17 protein-coding genes are annotated in these 16,800 nt (G+C 59.7%); 5 read left to right on the top strand and 12 right to left on the bottom strand.

The window, feature by feature from the left end; genetic code table 11:
• Positions 1-10 precede the first annotated feature (10 nt).
• The 11 genes from rplV to kduI form a co-directional block, all read right to left on the bottom strand.
• A complete protein-coding gene (gene rplV, locus Q0I19_RS09655) occupies positions 11-346 on the bottom strand; it encodes a 50S ribosomal protein L22 (RefSeq protein WP_294760411.1) in 336 nt (111 codons plus the stop codon).
• Positions 347-363: 17 nt separating this feature from the next.
• Positions 364-639 carry a 30S ribosomal protein S19 gene (gene rpsS, locus Q0I19_RS09650; RefSeq protein WP_294760410.1) on the bottom strand — a complete coding sequence of 92 codons (276 nt, stop codon included), beginning with the start codon at positions 637-639 and terminating at the stop codon, positions 364-366.
• Positions 640-655: 16 nt separating this feature from the next.
• Positions 656-1,486: a 50S ribosomal protein L2 gene (gene rplB / locus Q0I19_RS09645; protein WP_294760409.1), complete on the bottom strand. Its 831-nt coding sequence runs from the start codon at positions 1,484-1,486 to the stop codon at positions 656-658.
• A 112-nt stretch (positions 1,487-1,598) separates the two neighbouring features.
• Complete coding sequence (gene rplW / locus Q0I19_RS09640; RefSeq protein WP_204650998.1) at positions 1,599-1,892, bottom strand: 50S ribosomal protein L23; 294 nt, start codon at positions 1,890-1,892, stop codon at positions 1,599-1,601.
• On the bottom strand, positions 1,892-2,512 hold the full coding sequence (gene rplD, locus Q0I19_RS09635) for a 50S ribosomal protein L4 (RefSeq protein ID WP_294760407.1): 621 nt from the start codon (positions 2,510-2,512) through the stop codon (positions 1,892-1,894). Before rplD ends, rplW begins: the two co-directional genes overlap by 1 nt.
• A gap of 14 nt (positions 2,513-2,526) precedes the next feature.
• Positions 2,527-3,159: a 50S ribosomal protein L3 gene (gene rplC / locus Q0I19_RS09630; protein WP_294760406.1), complete on the bottom strand. Its 633-nt coding sequence runs from the start codon at positions 3,157-3,159 to the stop codon at positions 2,527-2,529.
• Between the two features lie 177 nt (positions 3,160-3,336).
• Entirely contained in the window at positions 3,337-3,648 is a 312-nt protein-coding gene (gene rpsJ / locus Q0I19_RS09625) for a 30S ribosomal protein S10 (protein WP_007047297.1), read from the bottom strand.
• Between the two features lie 697 nt (positions 3,649-4,345).
• A complete protein-coding gene (locus Q0I19_RS09620; RefSeq protein ID WP_294761338.1) occupies positions 4,346-4,867 on the bottom strand; it encodes a hypothetical protein in 522 nt (173 codons plus the stop codon).
• Positions 4,867-6,570, bottom strand: a complete 1,704-nt coding sequence (locus tag Q0I19_RS09615) for a M3 family oligoendopeptidase (RefSeq protein WP_294761336.1) — start codon at positions 6,568-6,570, stop codon at positions 4,867-4,869. The genes Q0I19_RS09620 and Q0I19_RS09615 overlap by 1 nt, the downstream gene beginning before the upstream one ends.
• A gap of 144 nt (positions 6,571-6,714) precedes the next feature.
• Positions 6,715-7,524: a gluconate 5-dehydrogenase gene (locus Q0I19_RS09610; RefSeq protein WP_294759816.1), complete on the bottom strand. Its 810-nt coding sequence runs from the start codon at positions 7,522-7,524 to the stop codon at positions 6,715-6,717.
• A gap of 60 nt (positions 7,525-7,584) precedes the next feature.
• Positions 7,585-8,430, bottom strand: a complete 846-nt coding sequence (gene kduI / locus Q0I19_RS09605; protein ID WP_294761334.1) for a 5-dehydro-4-deoxy-D-glucuronate isomerase — start codon at positions 8,428-8,430, stop codon at positions 7,585-7,587.
• A 285-nt stretch (positions 8,431-8,715) separates the two neighbouring features.
• Here kduI and ilvA point away from each other — a divergent pair, with 285 nt between their 5' ends.
• The gene (gene ilvA / locus Q0I19_RS09600) at positions 8,716-9,921 is read left to right on the top strand and encodes a threonine ammonia-lyase (protein ID WP_294761331.1); all 1,206 of its coding nucleotides are present in this window, start codon (positions 8,716-8,718) and stop codon (positions 9,919-9,921) included.
• 78 nt (positions 9,922-9,999) lie between these two features.
• On the opposite strand, the gene Q0I19_RS09595 is transcribed toward ilvA, so the two are convergent.
• Complete coding sequence (locus Q0I19_RS09595; RefSeq protein ID WP_294761329.1) at positions 10,000-11,172, bottom strand: ATP-binding protein; 1,173 nt, start codon at positions 11,170-11,172, stop codon at positions 10,000-10,002.
• Positions 11,173-11,607: 435 nt separating this feature from the next.
• Between Q0I19_RS09595 and ilvB the strand changes: the two genes are divergently transcribed.
• The 4 genes from ilvB (at position 11,608) to ilvD (ending at position 16,721) form a co-directional block, all read left to right on the top strand.
• Complete coding sequence (gene ilvB / locus Q0I19_RS09590) at positions 11,608-13,272, top strand: biosynthetic-type acetolactate synthase large subunit (RefSeq protein WP_294761328.1); 1,665 nt, start codon at positions 11,608-11,610, stop codon at positions 13,270-13,272.
• A gap of 11 nt (positions 13,273-13,283) precedes the next feature.
• Positions 13,284-13,853: an acetolactate synthase small subunit gene (gene ilvN, locus Q0I19_RS09585; protein WP_294761325.1), complete on the top strand. Its 570-nt coding sequence runs from the start codon at positions 13,284-13,286 to the stop codon at positions 13,851-13,853.
• A 173-nt stretch (positions 13,854-14,026) separates the two neighbouring features.
• On the top strand, positions 14,027-15,046 hold the full coding sequence (gene ilvC, locus Q0I19_RS09580; protein WP_294761322.1) for a ketol-acid reductoisomerase: 1,020 nt from the start codon (positions 14,027-14,029) through the stop codon (positions 15,044-15,046).
• 16 nt (positions 15,047-15,062) lie between these two features.
• Positions 15,063-16,721 carry a dihydroxy-acid dehydratase gene (gene ilvD, locus Q0I19_RS09575; protein ID WP_294761319.1) on the top strand — a complete coding sequence of 553 codons (1,659 nt, stop codon included), beginning with the start codon at positions 15,063-15,065 and terminating at the stop codon, positions 16,719-16,721.
• The last annotated feature ends 79 nt before the right edge of the window (positions 16,722-16,800 follow it).

Below are 16,800 nucleotides of genomic sequence, written 5' to 3'. Positions count from 1 at the left end.
GTTTACCTCCTTATGCTTTCTCTTTCAGCACAACAGTCATGTGGCTGGTGCGCTTGAGGATGCGGTATGCGCGGCCCTGAGCGCGAGGCATGATGCGCTTCAGCGTGGGGCCGGGGCAGACGTAGCATTCAGCAACATACAGGTTGCTGCGATCCATGTTGAAGTTGTTTTCCGCGTTAGCGGCAGCAGAGTTCACCAGCTTGAGAAGGGGCTCGCAGGCGGCCTTCGGGGTGTACTGCAGGATAGCCAGCGCTTCGTCCAGGGGTTTGTTACGGATGAGGTCCATCACGATCGAAACCTTGCGGGGACTAATGCGGGCGTAACGGAGAATAGCCCGTGCTTCCATTCGATGTTCCTCCTCTCTTATTTACCGACGGTCTTGCCGCCAGCGTGGCCGGTGAACTTGCGGGTAGGTGCAAACTCGCCCAGCTTGTGGCCGACCATATCCTCGGTGACGTATACGGGCACATGCTTGCGGCCGTCATGAACGGCGAAGGTGTGACCAACGAACTCGGGGAAGATGGTGGAGGAACGGCTCCAGGTCTTAACGACGGTCTTCTTGCCGGCCTCGTTCATAGCCTCGACCTTTTTCATCAGGGAAGGCAGAACGTAAGGGCCCTTCTTGGTGCTTCTAGACATTGTTCAAAAACCTCCCTTAGCCATTGGCGCGCTTGACAATGAACTTGTCGCTGCGTGCCTTGTGTTTGCGGGTCTTCAGGCCCAGAGCGGGCTTGCCCCACGGAGTACGAGGGCTGGAGTGACCAACCGGGGCGCGGCCTTCGCCACCGCCGTGAGGGTGATCACAGGGGTTCATGACAGAACCGCGGCTGCCGGGACGGACGCCCATGTGGCGCTTACGGCCGGCCTTGCCCAGGTTGACGTTCTCGTGGTCGAGGTTGGAAACAACGCCGATGGTGGCGATGCAGTTCAGACGAACGTTGCGCATCTCACCGGAGGGCAGACGAACCAGAGCGTAACCATTCTCCTTAGCCATCAGCTGAGCCATAACACCGGCGGAGCGAACCAGCTGGCCGCCCTTGCCGGGGTACAGCTCGATGTTGTGGATCATGGTACCGACGGGGATGTTCTCGAAGGGCAGAGCGTTGCCGGGCTTGATGTCGGCGTTGGGGCCGGCCATAACGGTATCGCCGACCTTCAGGCCGTCGGGAGCCAGGATGTAGCTCTTGACGCCGTCTTCATACTCGATCAGAGCGATGAAGGCGGAACGGTTCGGGTCATATTCCAGCGTCTTGACGGTGGCAGGAACATCAAACTTGTTGCGCTTGAAGTCGATGACACGGTACTTGACGCGGTTGCCGCCGCCCTGATGGCGAACGGTGATCTTGCCGGTGTTGTTGCGGCCGGCATGCTTTTTCTTGGATTCCAGCAGGCTGCGCTCGGGCGCCACTTTGGACAGAACACTGTAATCAGTGACGGTCATATCGCGGCGGCCGGGGGTAGTCGGCTTGTACTTCTTGATAGCCATTGTAGATCTCCTTGTTGTTATCTTATGAATTTTTATCGGGGTCATATCCCCATAAGCGAACCCCTCGGCGGGGTTCTGCCAACAGCCGGGTCAAGTCCCGGCCGGTAGGCTCTTAGACCATGGAGTTGAAGAATTCAATCTCCTTGGAATCCGGGGTCAGGGTGACGATGGCCTTCTTGCTCTTGGCAGTGTAGCCGGCGTGCATGCCCTGACGGCGGTAACGGCCGCGCACGGAGATGGTGTTGACCTTGGCGACCTTGACGCCGAACAGCTCTTCAACAGCCTTGGCGATGTCGATCTTGGTGGCGTCGGTAGCAACCTTGAAGGTGTACTTCTTGTCGGCAATGCCGGCCATAGAGTTCTCGGTGATGACGGGGGCGAGAACGATATCCTGTGCGAATTTCATCACGCGTATACCTCCTCAAGTTTCTTAGCGGCGTCGACGCTGAGGATCAGCTTGTCGGCGTTGACAACATCGTAGGTGTTGACGCTCAGAGCGGCGGTCTTGACACCGGGGATGTTGGCGGCGCTCTTGACGAACTTGGCATCCAGAGCATCGTTGACGATCAGGTTCTTCTTGCCTGCGCCGACAGCGGCCAGGAAAGCAACCACGGTCTTGGTCTTGTACTCGTCAGCGGCGATCTTGTCAACCAGGATCATGTTGCCGTTGGCAGCCTTGTCAGACAGGGCGCTGAGCAGGGCCAGACGCTTGACCTTCTTGTTGATGGTGTAGTAGTAGCTGCGGGGCTTGGGGCCCAGAGCGATACCGCCGTGAGTCCACTGGGGAGCACGGATGGAGCCCTGACGAGCGTGGCCGGTGCCCTTCTGGCGCCAAGGCTTCTTGCCGCCGCCGCGGACTTCCTTACGGATCTTGGTGTTCTGGGTGCCCTGGCGCTGGTTGGCCAGGAAGTTTACGACTGCCTCGTGGACAGCCTTTTCGTTCGGGGTGATACCGAACACGGCGTCGGAAAGCTCAACGGTGGAAACTTTCTTGCCGTTCATATCGACGACATCAAACTTTGCCATTGTGTTTTCCTCCTTTACGCTTTCACGCTGTCGTGGATGGTGACGACCGAGCCCTTGGGACCGGGGATAGCACCCTTGATGGCGATCAGATTGTTTTCAGCGTCAACCTTGACGACGCTGAGGTTCTGTACAGTCACGCGCACAGCGCCCATGTGGCCGGGCAGCTTCTTGCCCTTGAACACGCGGGACGGGGTGGAAGTGGAACCGTTGGAACCGGCATGACGTGCAACGGGGCCGGTGCCGTGGGTCTCGCGCAGGCGATGCTGGCCGAAGCGCTTGATAACGCCCTGGTAGCCCTTGCCCTTGCTGGTGCCGACAACGTCGACCTTGTCGCCCTCGGCGAAGACATCAGCCTTGAGGATGTCGCCGACGTTGACGCTGGCGATGTCCTCAAAACGGAACTCACGCAGGGTGCGCTTGGGAGCGACGTCGGCCTTGTCGAAGTGACCCTTGGCGGCCTTGTTGACCTTCTTGGCGCTCACTTCGCCGTAGCCCATCTGAACAGCCTGGTAGCCGTCAGACTCAACGGTCTTCTTCTGGACGACGGTGCAGGGGCCGGCCTCGATGATGGTGACCGGAACGACCTTGCCGTTGGCGTCGAACAACTGGGTCATGCCCAGCTTCTTGCCGATGATACCTTTTTGCATTGTGTTTTTCCTCCTGTAAAGGTTATTGGTTGGTGGGGTTTCACCAACATGACCTCTCCGCTGTTGGCTTTGCAGCGAGATCGGTTCTGTTTTCGGGGTGGCTTGTCATCAAACCGCCGGCCGTACGCGGATCACGGCCGCGCGTACCGGCCTTGTTTGGTGGTGGTAAGTTTCCGATTACAGCTTGATCTCGATGTCAACGCCGGCGGGGAGCTGCAGGCTCATGAGAGCCTCGACCGTCTTGTTGGACGGCTTCAGAATGTCGATCAGACGCTTGTGGGTGCGGGTCTCGAACTGCTCACGGCTGTCCTTGTACTTGTGGACAGCGCGCAGGATCGTGACGATCTCCTTGTCGGTGGGCAGAGGGATCGGGCCGGACACGCGGGCGCCGGTGCGCTTTGCGGTCTCCACGATCTTCTGTGCCGCTGCATCGATCAGGGATGCATCGTAGCTCTTAAGACGGATTCTGATTTTTTCTTTGACTGCCATTACATTCGCCTCCTATAAAATTTTGTGCCTTAGGCGAGCCGATAAATAACACACGTTTCCGGGTGTTCAACCTTTACCCATGACAAAATCCGGTGAACCGTGTTTGCACAGTTCTCCCGGAAAGAAACATCACAAAGTAAAAGCGAACATTGGTCCGCGCCGCAGAATGCAGCAGCGTACATATCCCTTTGTTTCCGTAATTCTTTCGCCCGGTTCTAAGATCGGACATACTCCGCGGAAAAACCCTTCGCCAAGCGGCGCAGGCAACCTCCCGCATCAACGCATATCGCGGCTTGCGCAGGACGCTTGTAACTATCTGCACAAGCCTTTCGCAGCCAAGAAAGATTATAGCACGGCATCGTACAAATTGCAAGTGTTTTTTGGCATTTTTGCAAATTTTTTTTGAGGATTTTCTACGTTCTGCCGAAACCTGCCGGTTATGCACCAACTGCCCTGTTTTTGTGGAAAACAGGGCAGAATTCCGTGCAAAACGACTGGTTTTAGTGTGCAAGGGGGGGATTTGCGGGCAAACCAGAGTACCCGCAATATTGCCATTGCCACAAAACCGTGGGCGGGGCATGCCCCGCCCCTACTGCGCGGTCGTTTTTTATTGCTCCACCCTGCCGGAGCCGCCTGCCTTATATAATATATAATAAGGTAGGCAGCTGTCATTCCGGCATTACACGCCACCGGGTGTTTAACGTTTTTCGTACTTCATCGCCTTGGCGACCTTGACCGCCACGAGAAGCCCCGCCGCCGCCAGAACCAGAAAAACCCGGTAGGTCACATTTGACGCCCGGCTCTGTGTGGCAGCAAACGTAGCGATCCCCTGCCCTGCCGCCGCGACGGCGCACAGCACCGCCGCCAGCGTACAGCGCCCCGGCAGCTTTTCGGCCGTCTGCTCATGCAGGTAGGCGCGCAGCGGTTCGCCGCCCGCCGTCATACGCAGCAGCGTGTACAGCGCATAGACCGCCGCCAGCAGCGCCGCCACATAAGACAACGACACATACGCCGGCATATGGGCGGTAGCACCCGGCACAAAGCCCGCCCCCGCCGTAAGCGCGGCAGCACCGCCGCAGAGCAGCCACAGCCGCAGCAGCACCGTCTTGCGCGGCGTCTTGCCCACATAGTGGCAGTGCGCACCGCAGTACTGGTAGTTGCCGTTGAGGTCGCGCTGAAAATCATCCAGATAGGCGCGCTTGTTCTTGCGGTCCGCCATTATTCGATCCCCGTCAGATCGTAGTTGTCCAGCCACTGCTTGGCGGTCTCGCAGACGCCGCGCAGGCAGCTTTCCTCAAACGGGGAGGTCAGCCCGGCATTTTTCAGCAGCTCGGTAAAGACGCGGCTGCCGCCCTGCAGGGTGTAGGCCATGTAGTGGCTCCACGCCTCGGCGCGATCCTTTTGCAGCATCGCCCAGAATTGCAGGCTGACGGTCTGCGCCAGGCAGTAGTCGATGTAGTAGAACGGGCTTTGGTAGATGTGCATCTGACGCTGCCAGCCCTCACCCTCGCCGTAGAAGGGGATCTCGTCGCCCAGCTGCATCCACGGCATATAGACGCCCAGCAGCTCCTTCCAGACGCCGTGGCGCTCTTTGGGGGTCATATCGGGCTTTTCGTAGACAACGTGCTGGAAGTGATCCACCATCGTGCCGTAAGGGATAAAAGTCAGCGCGCCCGCCAGATGGCTGTAGCGGAACTTGCGGGCATCCTTGCCGAAGAAGCCCTCCGCCCAAGGCCATGCGAAGAATTCCATCGACATCGAGTGGACCTCGCAGCCCTCCATGCTGGGCCAGACGGTGGCATACGGGATGCGGTCGCGGTTCATATAGGCGGCAAAGGCGTGTCCTGCCTCGTGGGTGACGACCTCGACGTCATGCTGGGTGCCGTTGAAGTTGGCAAAAATGAACGGTACAGCGTAATCGCCCAGGCCGGTGCAGTAGCCGCCGCCCGCCTTGCCGGGGGTGGACAGCAGGTCCATCAGCTGGTCGTCCAGCATCTTGTTGAAGAACTCCGACGTTTCGGGCGAAAGTTCATCGTAGAATTTCTTGCCCTGCGCCACAATGGCATCGGCGTCGCCGCAGGGGGTGGGGTTGCCGCTGCGGAACATCAGCGCGTTGTCGGCAAAGTTCATCGGGTACTGCTTGCCCAGACGCTTGGCCTGCTCGCGGTAGATGCTGTCTGCCAGCGGCACAAGGTACTTGACCACGGCGGCGCGGAATTTCTCAACGTCCGCCTTGGTGTAGCAGTTGCGCCCCATACGGTAGTAGCCCAGGGTGGTGTAGCCCTCGTAGCCGAGCTTTTTGCCCATAGTGTCGCGCAGGTGGACGAGCTTGTCGTAGATGCCGTCAAACTCTGCCTGATGCTCCTTATACCACTTGCCCTCGGCCTGCCATGCCGCCAGACGGCGCGCATCGTCGGGGTCGTTCTTGAAGGGGGACAGCTGGCTCAGCGTGTAGACGCCGCCCTCAAAGGGGATCTGGGCGCTGGCGATCAGCTTGCCGTACTCGGTGGTCAGCTTGTTTTCCTCTGCCATTTCGGGCAGGATTTCGGGCGAGAACGCCTTGTCAGCGATCTCGGCATTGACGAACATCAGATCGCCGTACTCGGCGGCAAAGTCCTTGCGGAAGGGGCTGGCGAGCATCGCCTTGCTCCATGCGTTTTCGCACTCCTGCAGCTGGGGCAGTGCCTCGTTCCAGAAGTTCATCTCCTCGTCATAGAACTTGTCGCGGGTGTCGATGGTGTTGCGCACGCTGGCAAGGTTGGCCAAGGTGTCGATGTGCTTGCTCAGGGTCTGCTCGCGCAGAAAAACCTCGCGGGCGGCGGCGTAATCGGGGGCAGCCTGCAGCTGCGCCAGCAGATCGGCAAACTGCTGCTTGACGGCGGCAAGGTCGGGGCGCTCATAAGGCATTTCGGAAAATTTCATAGCGTTTACTCCTTATTAAATAGGTGTCTGCTTTTCTAAAATTATAACACACCGGGGCAGGAAATCAAGAGGGCATCCCCTGCCGTGCGCCGTGCAAAAAAGGCACCCGCCTTTTTGCGGGTGCCTTTGAGTATTCGGTTAAAATCAGCCGGGCTGCTTGCCGATGTAAGCGAGGATGCCGCCGTCAACGTAGAGGATCAGGCCGTTGACAAAGTCGGAAGCCTCAGAAGCGAGGAACACGGCGGGGCCGCCCAGGTCCTCGGCCTCGCCCCAGCGCTCGGCAGGGGTCTTGGCGACGATGAACTGGTCGAACGGATGACGGGAACCATCGGGCTGGATCTCGCGCAGGGGTGCGGTCTGCGGGGTGGCGATGTAGCCGGGTCCGATGCCGTTGCACTGGATGTTGTACTTGCCGTACTCGGAGGCAATGTTCTTGGTCAGCATCTTCAGACCGCCCTTGGCAGCGGCGTAGGCGGAGACAGTCTCGCGGCCCAGCTCGCTCATCATGGAGCAGATGTTGATGATCTTGCCGCCGCCCTGCTCGATCATATCGGGAATGACCGCCTTGGCGACGATGAAGGGGGCGTTCAGGTCCACATCAATGACCTGGCGGAACTGGGCAGCGGTCATCTCGATCATCGGGATGCGCTTGATGATGCCGGCGTTGTTGACCAGCACGTTGATGTGGCCGACTTCGGCGGTGATCTTCTTGACCATCTCATTGACGGCATCCTCGTTGGTGACGTCGCAGACATAGCCGTGGGCGTTGATGCCGGCTTCCTTGTAGGCAGCCAGACCCTTGTCCACCAGCTCCTGCTTGATGTCGTTGAAAACGATGGTGGCGCCGCAGTTCGCCATGGCGGTGGCAATGGCAAAGCCGATGCCGTAGGATGCGCCGGTGATCAGCGCGACCTTGCCGGTCAGGTCAAAGGATTTGGGTGTGCAGACAGACATAATGATACCTCCAAATAATTTTTGCACTTTAAAAGCGCAATATATGTTCGATTTCTGTTTTTAGCGCAAATCTGTGGTGGCGATGTTGTCCATGTCGTCGAACTCCATATTCTCGCCGCCCATAGCCCAGATAAAGGTGTAATTGGACGTGCCGACGCCACTGTGGATGCTCCAGGAGGGGCTGATGACGGCGTCGTAGTTATGCATGACGATATGGCGGGTCTCGGTGGGTTCACCGCACATGTGGAAAACCACCTGACCCTCGGGAACTTCAAAGTAGGTGTAGATCTCCATGCGGCGCTCGTGGGTGTGGCTGGGCATGGTGTTCCAGTTGCTGCCGGGTTCCAGGGCGGTCATGCCCATGGAAAGCTGGCAGGTTTTCAGCACACTGGGGTGGATAAATTGGTTGATGGTACGCTTATTGCAAGTCTCAACACTGCCCAGGGGGCGCTTGGCAGCCTGTTCGATGGTGATGAGCTTGTTTTCGTAGCTGCAATGCGCCGGGGCGGACACCATGTAGAACTTGGCGGGGTGGGCGGCATCGTCGCTTTTGAAGGTGACCTTCTCGTTGCCCTTGGTGATGTACAGGCAGTCCTTATAATTCAGGTGGTACTCATGGCCATCGGCGGTCACGGTGCCGGCGCCGTCGCCAATGTTGAAGATGCCGATCTCGCGGCGTTCCAGGAAATAATGGGTGCCAAAGTTTGCCCATACATCGATGCCTTTGTCGATGGGGACCTCCTCATGCACGGGCATGCAGCCCAGGGTGACCATGCGGTCGACATGGCTGTAGACCGCAACGACCTCGTCCGCCTTGTACAGGCCGGTGATCAGCATTTCGCTGCGGGTTTCCTCGGTGGTGTAGCGCTTGAAATCCCGCTGATTGCAGGAGTAGCGTATATCCATAGTTACTGTTCCTTTCTCCGCCGAAAAGCGGACATATTTTGCTCACCATTTAGGTATATTATACCGCATCTTTCCATTTCCACCTAGTGGTATTAGTGCACAAAGATTTGCATCGTAATTTGTGCATGTTGCTGTTTCTGTATTGGTGAATAATATTCACTTTACAAAATACATAATTTCAACTATAATCAAAAACATCCCACCGCTGCAAGGATGCAGCCACCAGCCCGGTTTCACGCTATGTGTCGCCGGGCTGTACGCACGCCAAAGAGAGGATGCCTGCCCATGTTGACACTGGATAAAGTTTACCACGCAAGATTTATGCTAAAGCCCATTGCCCGCAAGACCGATCTGATCGCCGCGCCGCGGCTGTGCCCGGGCACCGATTTGTACCTGAAAACCGAAAATTTACAGGTGACCGGCAGCTTTAAGCTGCGCGGCGCCTACTATAAAATAAGCCAGCTGACCGAGGAGGAGCGTGCCAAGGGCGTAATTGCCTGTTCAGCGGGCAACCACGCACAGGGCGTGGCGCTGGCCGCCACCCGCATGGGCATACCCAGCGTGGTGTGCATGCCGGATTCCGCCCCTATTATGAAGGTAGAGAGCACCAAGCGCCTGGGTGCCAGGGTCGAGCTGGTCAAGGGCACCTACGACGACGCCCACGACCGCGCGGTGGAGCTGCAAAAGGAAACCGGTATGACCTTTATCCACCCCTACGATGACGAGCTGGTCATTGCGGGGCAAGGCACCATCGGGCTGGAGATTCTGGACCAGCTGCCCGATGTGGACGCCGTGGTGGTACCCATCGGCGGCGGCGGGCTGATTTCCGGCGTGGCGTTTGCCATCAAGAGCCTGCGCCCCGACGTAAAGGTGTACGGCGTACAGGCCGCCGGTGCGCCCAGCATGGAGCGCGCTTTCCACGACCACACCTACGAGACGCTGGATCGCGTGGACACCTTTGCCGACGGCATTGCGGTCAAGACGCCCGGCGAAACTACCTTTAAGATGGTAGAGCAGTATGTTGACGACATCGTGACCGTGAGCGAGGACGAGATCGCCGCCGCGATCCTTTCGCTGATGGAAAACCAGAAGCTGGTTGCCGAGGGCGCAGGTGCCACGCCGGTGGCGGCGGCCCTGTTCGGCAAGCTGCCGCTGGCGGGCAAAAAGACCGTCTGCCTGATTTCCGGCGGCAACATTGACGTAAACATTCTCTCCCGCGTCATCACGCGCGGGCTGGTGATGAGCGGCCGCAAGGCAAACCTGATGATTGCCCTGGAGGACAAGCCCGGCCAGCTGAGCATGGTCAGCGACATTGTTTCGGGCTGCGGCGCAAATGTTGTCAGCGTACACCACGACCGCAGCGACGCCAACATGGCGATCACCAGCTGCTTCCTGAAGCTGGGGCTGGAGACCCGCGACGCCGCACAGATCGAGCAAATCAAGGAAAAGCTGACCGAGGCGGGGTTCAAGCTGGTGACCGAGAGAGCGTAAAGCGCGCCTATAAAAAATGCGGTGCCATAGGCACCGCACCGTATCTGAACTCTACACTCTCAACTCTTAACTCTACTGTCAAGCATTCACGCCCGCCGCCAGCAGCTCGACAAACTGCTTGGCCACACGCGGACTGCGTCCCCCTGCACGCAGGGCAAACGCTGCGCCCTTGATAAACAGCTGGTCGCTGGGCATCTGCACCCCGTACTGCTTGGCCAATTCCAGCAGGATATGGTCGTAACGGTCCTTATCCGGCTGCTGGAAGGTCACCGTCAGGCCGAAACGCGCGGCCAGACTCATCATCTCCTGGCGGGTGTCGGCGGCGTGCAGGTCGTCCCCTGCCCTGTCGGACATGCTCTCCTTGACGAGATGGCGGCGGTTGCTGGTGGCGTACACCGCCACATTGTGACTGCGCCCGCCGACGCTGCCCTCCAAAATCGCCTTGAGGGCGGCAAAATTATGATCGTTGGCGGCAAAGCTCAGATCGTCGATGAACAGGATGAACTTCAGCGGGTTTTTCGCCAATTCATCCATCAGCGCCGGGATCTGATACAGCTGGGTCTTTTTGACCTCGATCAGCCGCAGCCCCTCGGGCGCAAATTCATTGGCGATCGCCTTGACCGCGCTGGACTTACCGGTGCCCGCATCACCGTACAAAAGCACGTTGTTGGCGGGCTTGCCGTCCAGCAGGGCTTTGGTGTTGGCGATGATCTTCTCCCGCTCGCGCTCGTAGCCCGGCAGCTCGCTCAGGCGCTGCGGATCGGGGCATTGCACCGGCACAAGGTGTCCGTCCTCCAAGGTAAAGACGTGATACCGGGCAAAGATGCCGTACCCCTTCTTGCCCGCCTGTTCCCGCCGGGTGCGGTAGGCGGCGGCGAAATCCGCATCGGGACTCGTCTGCCAGTAAGGCATAAACTCCGGCATCGTGCCGAACAGCTCCTGCGGCGTCGCGGTGCCCAGCGCCTGCAAAAACGCCAGCTCGCTGTCCAGCGCACCCTCCAGCACGGGGCCGGCATCGCCCCCTGCCGCCACTTTCAGGCAGAGGTTCTCGTGCTCCAGCACCAGTTCCAGCAAGACCTTAGTCCAATCGGTACCGCGCACAAACATGGCCGCCTCAAAGGCAGCCACGGCGGCGGTATCCCCGACATCCGCCTTCAGCGCCGCCGAGAGCGCGCGCAGCAGCTCGGTATCCAACAGCCCCCGAAATACCACAAGCCCGTCCAGGCGGGCCGACCAATCTTTACGAAGCATAAGCAAAAACATCCTTTCCCAAGAAAATCCGCTTTTAGTATAAACTGCCTTGCCGAAAGTTTCAAGATGTATTGACAAATTTAGAAAACATCCTTGACAAAACTCGAAAAATAAGGTATAGTTTATTCCATCAACCAAATGCGCAGATGGGAAACCAGTAACGCCCCCACCCCTTCCAGAGAACTGCCGGACGGTGCAAGGCAGCAAGGCGGTGCCGCGTGAAGTCATTCCCGTAGCAGACCCCCTGAAAGGCCCCGCGCCGCGTAGGAGGGTACGGCCGCACCCGTTACCGTGCAGGACTTTGTTGGAAGTCCGCTGAGTGGGGGCATCGCCCCAATAAGAGTGGTACCGCAGAGCAGGTGATTTTTCACAGGCTTTGTCTCTTGGGAACAGGAGGCAAAGCCTGTTTTTTATAAGAAAGTAGGAGCGACGACCATGAAACTTACCGGTTCACAGATCTTTGTTGAGGTTCTGGTGGAGCAGGGCGTGGATACCCTGTTCGGCTATCCCGGCGGTGCCATCCTGAACTTATATGACGAACTGTACAAAAATTCCGACCGTATACGCCATGTATTGACCGCGCACGAGCAGGGTGCCTCCCACGCGGCGGACGGCTACGCCCGCGCCACAGGGCGCACCGGCGTGGTGCTGGCCACCAGCGGTCCCGGCGCCACCAACCTGGTCACGGGCATCGCCACCGCCTACATGGACAGCGTACCGATGGTTGCCTTTACCGGCAACGTGGCCACCGGCCTTTTGGGCAAGGATTCCTTTCAGGAGGCTTATATCGAGGGCATCACGATGCCCATCACCAAGCACAACTACACCGTGCGCCGCATTGAGGATCTGGCCGACACGATGCGCGCGGCGTTCCGCATTGCACAGTCGGGGCGCAAGGGTCCCGTGCTGGTGGATATTCCCAAGGATATCACCGCCGCGACCTGCGAGTTCACCCCCAAGGCACCGGAGCTGATCCGCACCGTCACCTGCTACAATGAGGACGACGTCCTCCGCGCGGCCGAGCTGATCAATGCCGCCGAGCGCCCGCTGGTCTACTTCGGCGGCGGCGTGCGCAGTGCGGCGGGCTGCCAGCCCCTGCGCGATTTGCTGGAAAAGGCCGACATCCCCGCCACCTACACCCTGATGGCCGCCGGTGTGTTAAGCTACGGCGAGCCGCGCAACCTCGGTATGCTGGGTATGCACGGCTGCTACGCCGCCAACAAGGCCATCGACGAGGCCGACCTGGTCATTGCCGTGGGCACACGGTTCAGCGACCGTGTGGCGCTGAAGCCCGAAACCTTTGCCCGCCGGGCAAAGATCATTCAAATCGACATCGACCCCAGCGAACTGGGCAAGAACGTGGCCGTCGATTTAAGCCTGACCGGCGACGCCAGCTACATTTTGCAGGCGGTGCTGCCGCACATCCGCCCCACCGAACACACGGCGTGGCGCACACAGATCGCCGCGTGGCAGAAAAACGACTACAAGCCCACCGACAGCGACACCGAGCTGAAACCCCACCAGATCATCCGCGAGATCTGCCGCCAGGCAGGCCCCGATGCGGTCTACGTTACCGACGTCGGGCAGCACCAGATGTGGGCGGCGCAGTACCTGCAGCACACCAAGAGCCGCGGCTTTTTGACCAGCGGCGGCCTGGGCACCATGGGCTTCGGCTACGGCGCGGCCATCGGCGCACAGATGGCGCTGGGGCCCGATGCCCGCGTTGTCATGCTGACGGGCGACGGGTCGTTCCACATGAACCTGAACGAGGGCTGCACCGCCGTAAGTTACGGGCTGCCCATCATCACGGTCATTTTCAACAATCAGGTGCTGGGCATGGTTCGCCAGTGGCAGACGACCTTTTACGGCAAGCGCTACTCGGACACCGACCCGCACCGACAGACGGATTTCGTAAAACTGGCCGAGGGCTTTGGTGCCAAGGGCTACCGCGCCGCCACCCCCGCCGAGTTTGAGGCCGCCTTTGCTGACGCCATGCAGCAGCACGGCCCGAGCTGGATCGACTGCCGCATCGGCAAGGACGAAAAGGTGCTGCCGATGATCCCCGGCGGCGGCGACGTGAACGACATCATCATGAAATGAGGTGACCCGATATGACCAAGACCCCCAACGAACCCACCCGCCGGGTCATCAGCCTGCTGGTGGCCAACGAAAACGGCGTTCTGGCGCGTGTGGCCAGCCTGTTCTGCCGACGCGGCTTCAACATTGACAGCCTGACGGTTTCGGCCACCAACGACCCCTCCGTCAGCCGCATTACCGTGACGCTGAACGGCGACGAACAAGCCCTGAGCCAGCTGATTTTGCAGACCGACCGCCTGGAGGTGACCCGCCAGGTCTTTGAGCTGGAGCCTGCCAAATGCCTGCAGCGCGAGCTGCTGTTGCTGAAAGTTGCCTGCACCGGCCGCAACCGTGCCGAGCTGCGGGAGATTTCCAGCATTTACAAGGCAAAAATCATCGACCTGTCCCCCGACAGCATGGTGTTTGAGCTGACCGGCAAGCCGGAGAAGATCGACGCTTTTCTGACCATGTTTGACGGCTACGACATTTTGGAGCTTTGCCGCACCGGCGTGACCGCCATGGAGCGCGGCGGCAAGCACCCGCACATGCAAAAGCCAAAGCAGGAAGTGCGGGAGGTGCAGCTGCCACGGCAAGATAAAAGATAAAAAATAAAAGATAAAAATTATGGATGTGCGCTCCGCGCACAAATTATAAGCGCCGCCAAGGCGGCGCGGTCCACCTTATTTATTATCTATTATCTCTTATCTATTCATTTTTCTTTTCGTTTCCCCATCCGTTTTACAGATACAACATCATACACAGTAAAGGAGCTTTTCTTATGTCTATCAACAAATACTACGATTCCGACTGCAACCTGGGTATGCTCGACGGCAAGACCGTTGCCGTCATCGGCTTCGGCTCGCAGGGTCACGCCCACTCCGAAAACCTGGCCGAAAGCGGCGTCAACGTCGTGGTCGGTCTGCGCAAGGGTTCTGCCCACTGGGAGAAGGCCAGCGAGTTCGCCGCCACCCATGAGAACTTCAAGGTCATGGAAGTTGAGGAGGCCGCCAAGGCCGGCGACGTCGTGATGATGCTGGTGCCCGACGAGTTGTGCGCCGACATCTACAACACGCAGGTCGCCCCCTACATGACCGAGGGCAAGGCGCTGGCCTTCGCCCACGGCTTCAACATCCACTTCAAGACCATCACCCCGCCGAAAAACGTCGACGTCATCATGATCGCCCCCAAGGGCCCCGGCCACATCGTCCGCCGCCTGTACACCGAGGGCGAGGGCTGCCCCTCCCTGATCTGCGTTGAGCAGGACTACACCGGCAAGGCCAAGGACATTGCGCTGGCTTACGCCTCCGGCATCGGCGCGGGCCGCGCAGGCATCCTGGAGACCACCTTCAAGGAGGAGACCGAGACCGACCTGTTCGGTGAGCAGGCTGTGCTCTGCGGCGGCGTCTGCGAGCTGATCCAGGCAGGCTTTGACACCCTGGTTGAGGCCGGCTACGCCCCCGAAATGGCCTACTTTGAGACCTGCCACGAGATGAAACTGATCGTTGACCTGATCAACGAGGGCGGCTTCTCCAAGATGCGCTACTCCATCTCCAACACTGCCGAGTACGGCGACTACCGCACCGGCAAGCGCCTGATCACCGAGGACACCCGCAAGGAGATGAAGCAGGTGCTGAAGGAAATTCAGGACGGCACCTTTGCCAGCGAGTTCCTGACCGAGATGAGCCCCAAGGGCGGCCGCAAGACCCACTTCCTGGCACAGCGCCGCATCGCCGCCGAGCATCCCATCGAGAAGGTGGGCGCCGAGCTGCGCAAGATGATGAGCTGGCTGAAAAAGTAATACGGAGTTGAATACAATGAACAGCGATAACGTCAAAAAAGGCCCCGAACGGGCACCGAACCGCAGCCTGTTTTACGCCCTTGGCTACACCCCCGAGGAGCTGGACCGCCCGCTGATCGGCGTGGTTTCGGCGTACAGCGAGATCGTGCCCGGCCACATGGGGCTGGACAAGCTGGCCGAGGCCGTCAAGGCCGGTGTGCGCATGGCGGGCGGCACCCCCATCCTGATTCCCGCCATCGGCGTATGCGACGGCATCGCTATGGGTCATGTGGGCATGAAATACTCCCTGGCCAGCCGCGAGCTGATCTGCGACAGTGTCGAGACCATGTACATGGCCCACCAGCTGGACGGCCTGGTCCTGGTGCCCAACTGTGACAAGATCGTGCCCGGCATGGTCATGGCCGCCGTGCGCATGGATATCCCCGCCGTGGTTTGCAGCGGCGGCCCCATGCTGGCAGGCCGCTACGACGGCGAGGAAGTCAGCCTTTCCAAAATGTTTGAGGCCGTGGGTGCCTACAAGGCGGGGCTTATCACCGACGACCAGCTCGAGGACTGCACCTGCAACTGCTGCCCCGGCTGCGGCTCCTGCAGCGGCATGTACACCGCCAACAGCATGAACTGCCTGTGTGAGGCCATCGGCATTGCGCTGCCCGGCAACGGCACCATTCCCGCCGTGTATGCCAAGCGTCTGCAACTGGGCAAGCACGCCGGTATGGCCATTATGGATCTGGTCAACCGCGGCGTGACCGCGCGCCAGATCATCAACGAGCGCTCCATCCGCAACGCCCTGACCTGCGACATGGCGCTGGGCTGCTCCACCAACACGGTGCTGCACCTGCTGGCCATTGCGCAGGAGGCAGGCTGCCCCATTGACCTGGCCCTGTTTAATGAAATCAGCGCCAAGACGCCGAACCTTTGCCACCTGGCCCCCGCAGGCCCCACCCATATGCCCGACCTGTTCGAGGCGGGCGGCATCCCCGCCGTGCAGGCCGAGCTTGCCAAGGCCGGGCTGCTGGATCTGGACGTGCCTACCGTGACCGGCAAGACGCTGGGCGAGAACATCGCCGGGGCGAAAAACCGCAACCCCAACGCCATCCGCCCCATCGAGAGCCCGTACAGCACCACGGGCGGCCTGCAGATTCTGTGGGGCAACATTGCCCCCGACGGCTGCGTGGTCAAGCGCAGCGCCGTTGCACCCGAAATGCAGTGCCACAGCGGCCCTGCCCGTGTTTTTGACAGCGAGGACACCGCCATTGCCGCCATCTATGCGGGTGAAATTCACCCCGGCGACGTGGTGGTCATCCGCTACGAAGGCCCCAAGGGCGGCCCCGGTATGCGCGAGATGCTGAACCCCACCAGCGCACTGGCGGGCATGAAGCTGGACACCACGGTAGCCCTGATCACCGACGGACGTTTCTCCGGCGCATCGCGCGGCGCGGCCATCGGCCACGTCAGCCCCGAGGCAGCCTCCGACGGGCCGATCGGCCTTGTGCATGAGGGCGACACGATCGAGATCGACATCCCGAATGCGCGCATCCATCTGGCCGTCAGCGATGAGGAACTGGCCGCCCGCAAGGCCGCCTATGTCCGCCCCGAGCCCAACATCAAGTCCGGCTGGCTGGCCCGCTATGCCCGCCTTGTGACCAGCGCCAACCTGGGTGCGGTGCTGAAATAACGTTTTTTGCTTTTGATTTTTCCTTAAAAAAGGCAGGTGCCGCAAAATGCGGCACCTGCCTTTTGGTTGTGTATATGGG

It is taken from the genome of uncultured Gemmiger sp., assembly GCF_934561205.1.
Classification (GTDB): Bacteria; Bacillota; Clostridia; order Oscillospirales; family Ruminococcaceae; genus Gemmiger.
The sequence above is the reverse complement of the archived record's forward strand: the minus strand, read 5'-3'. Positions and strand labels throughout refer to the sequence as shown.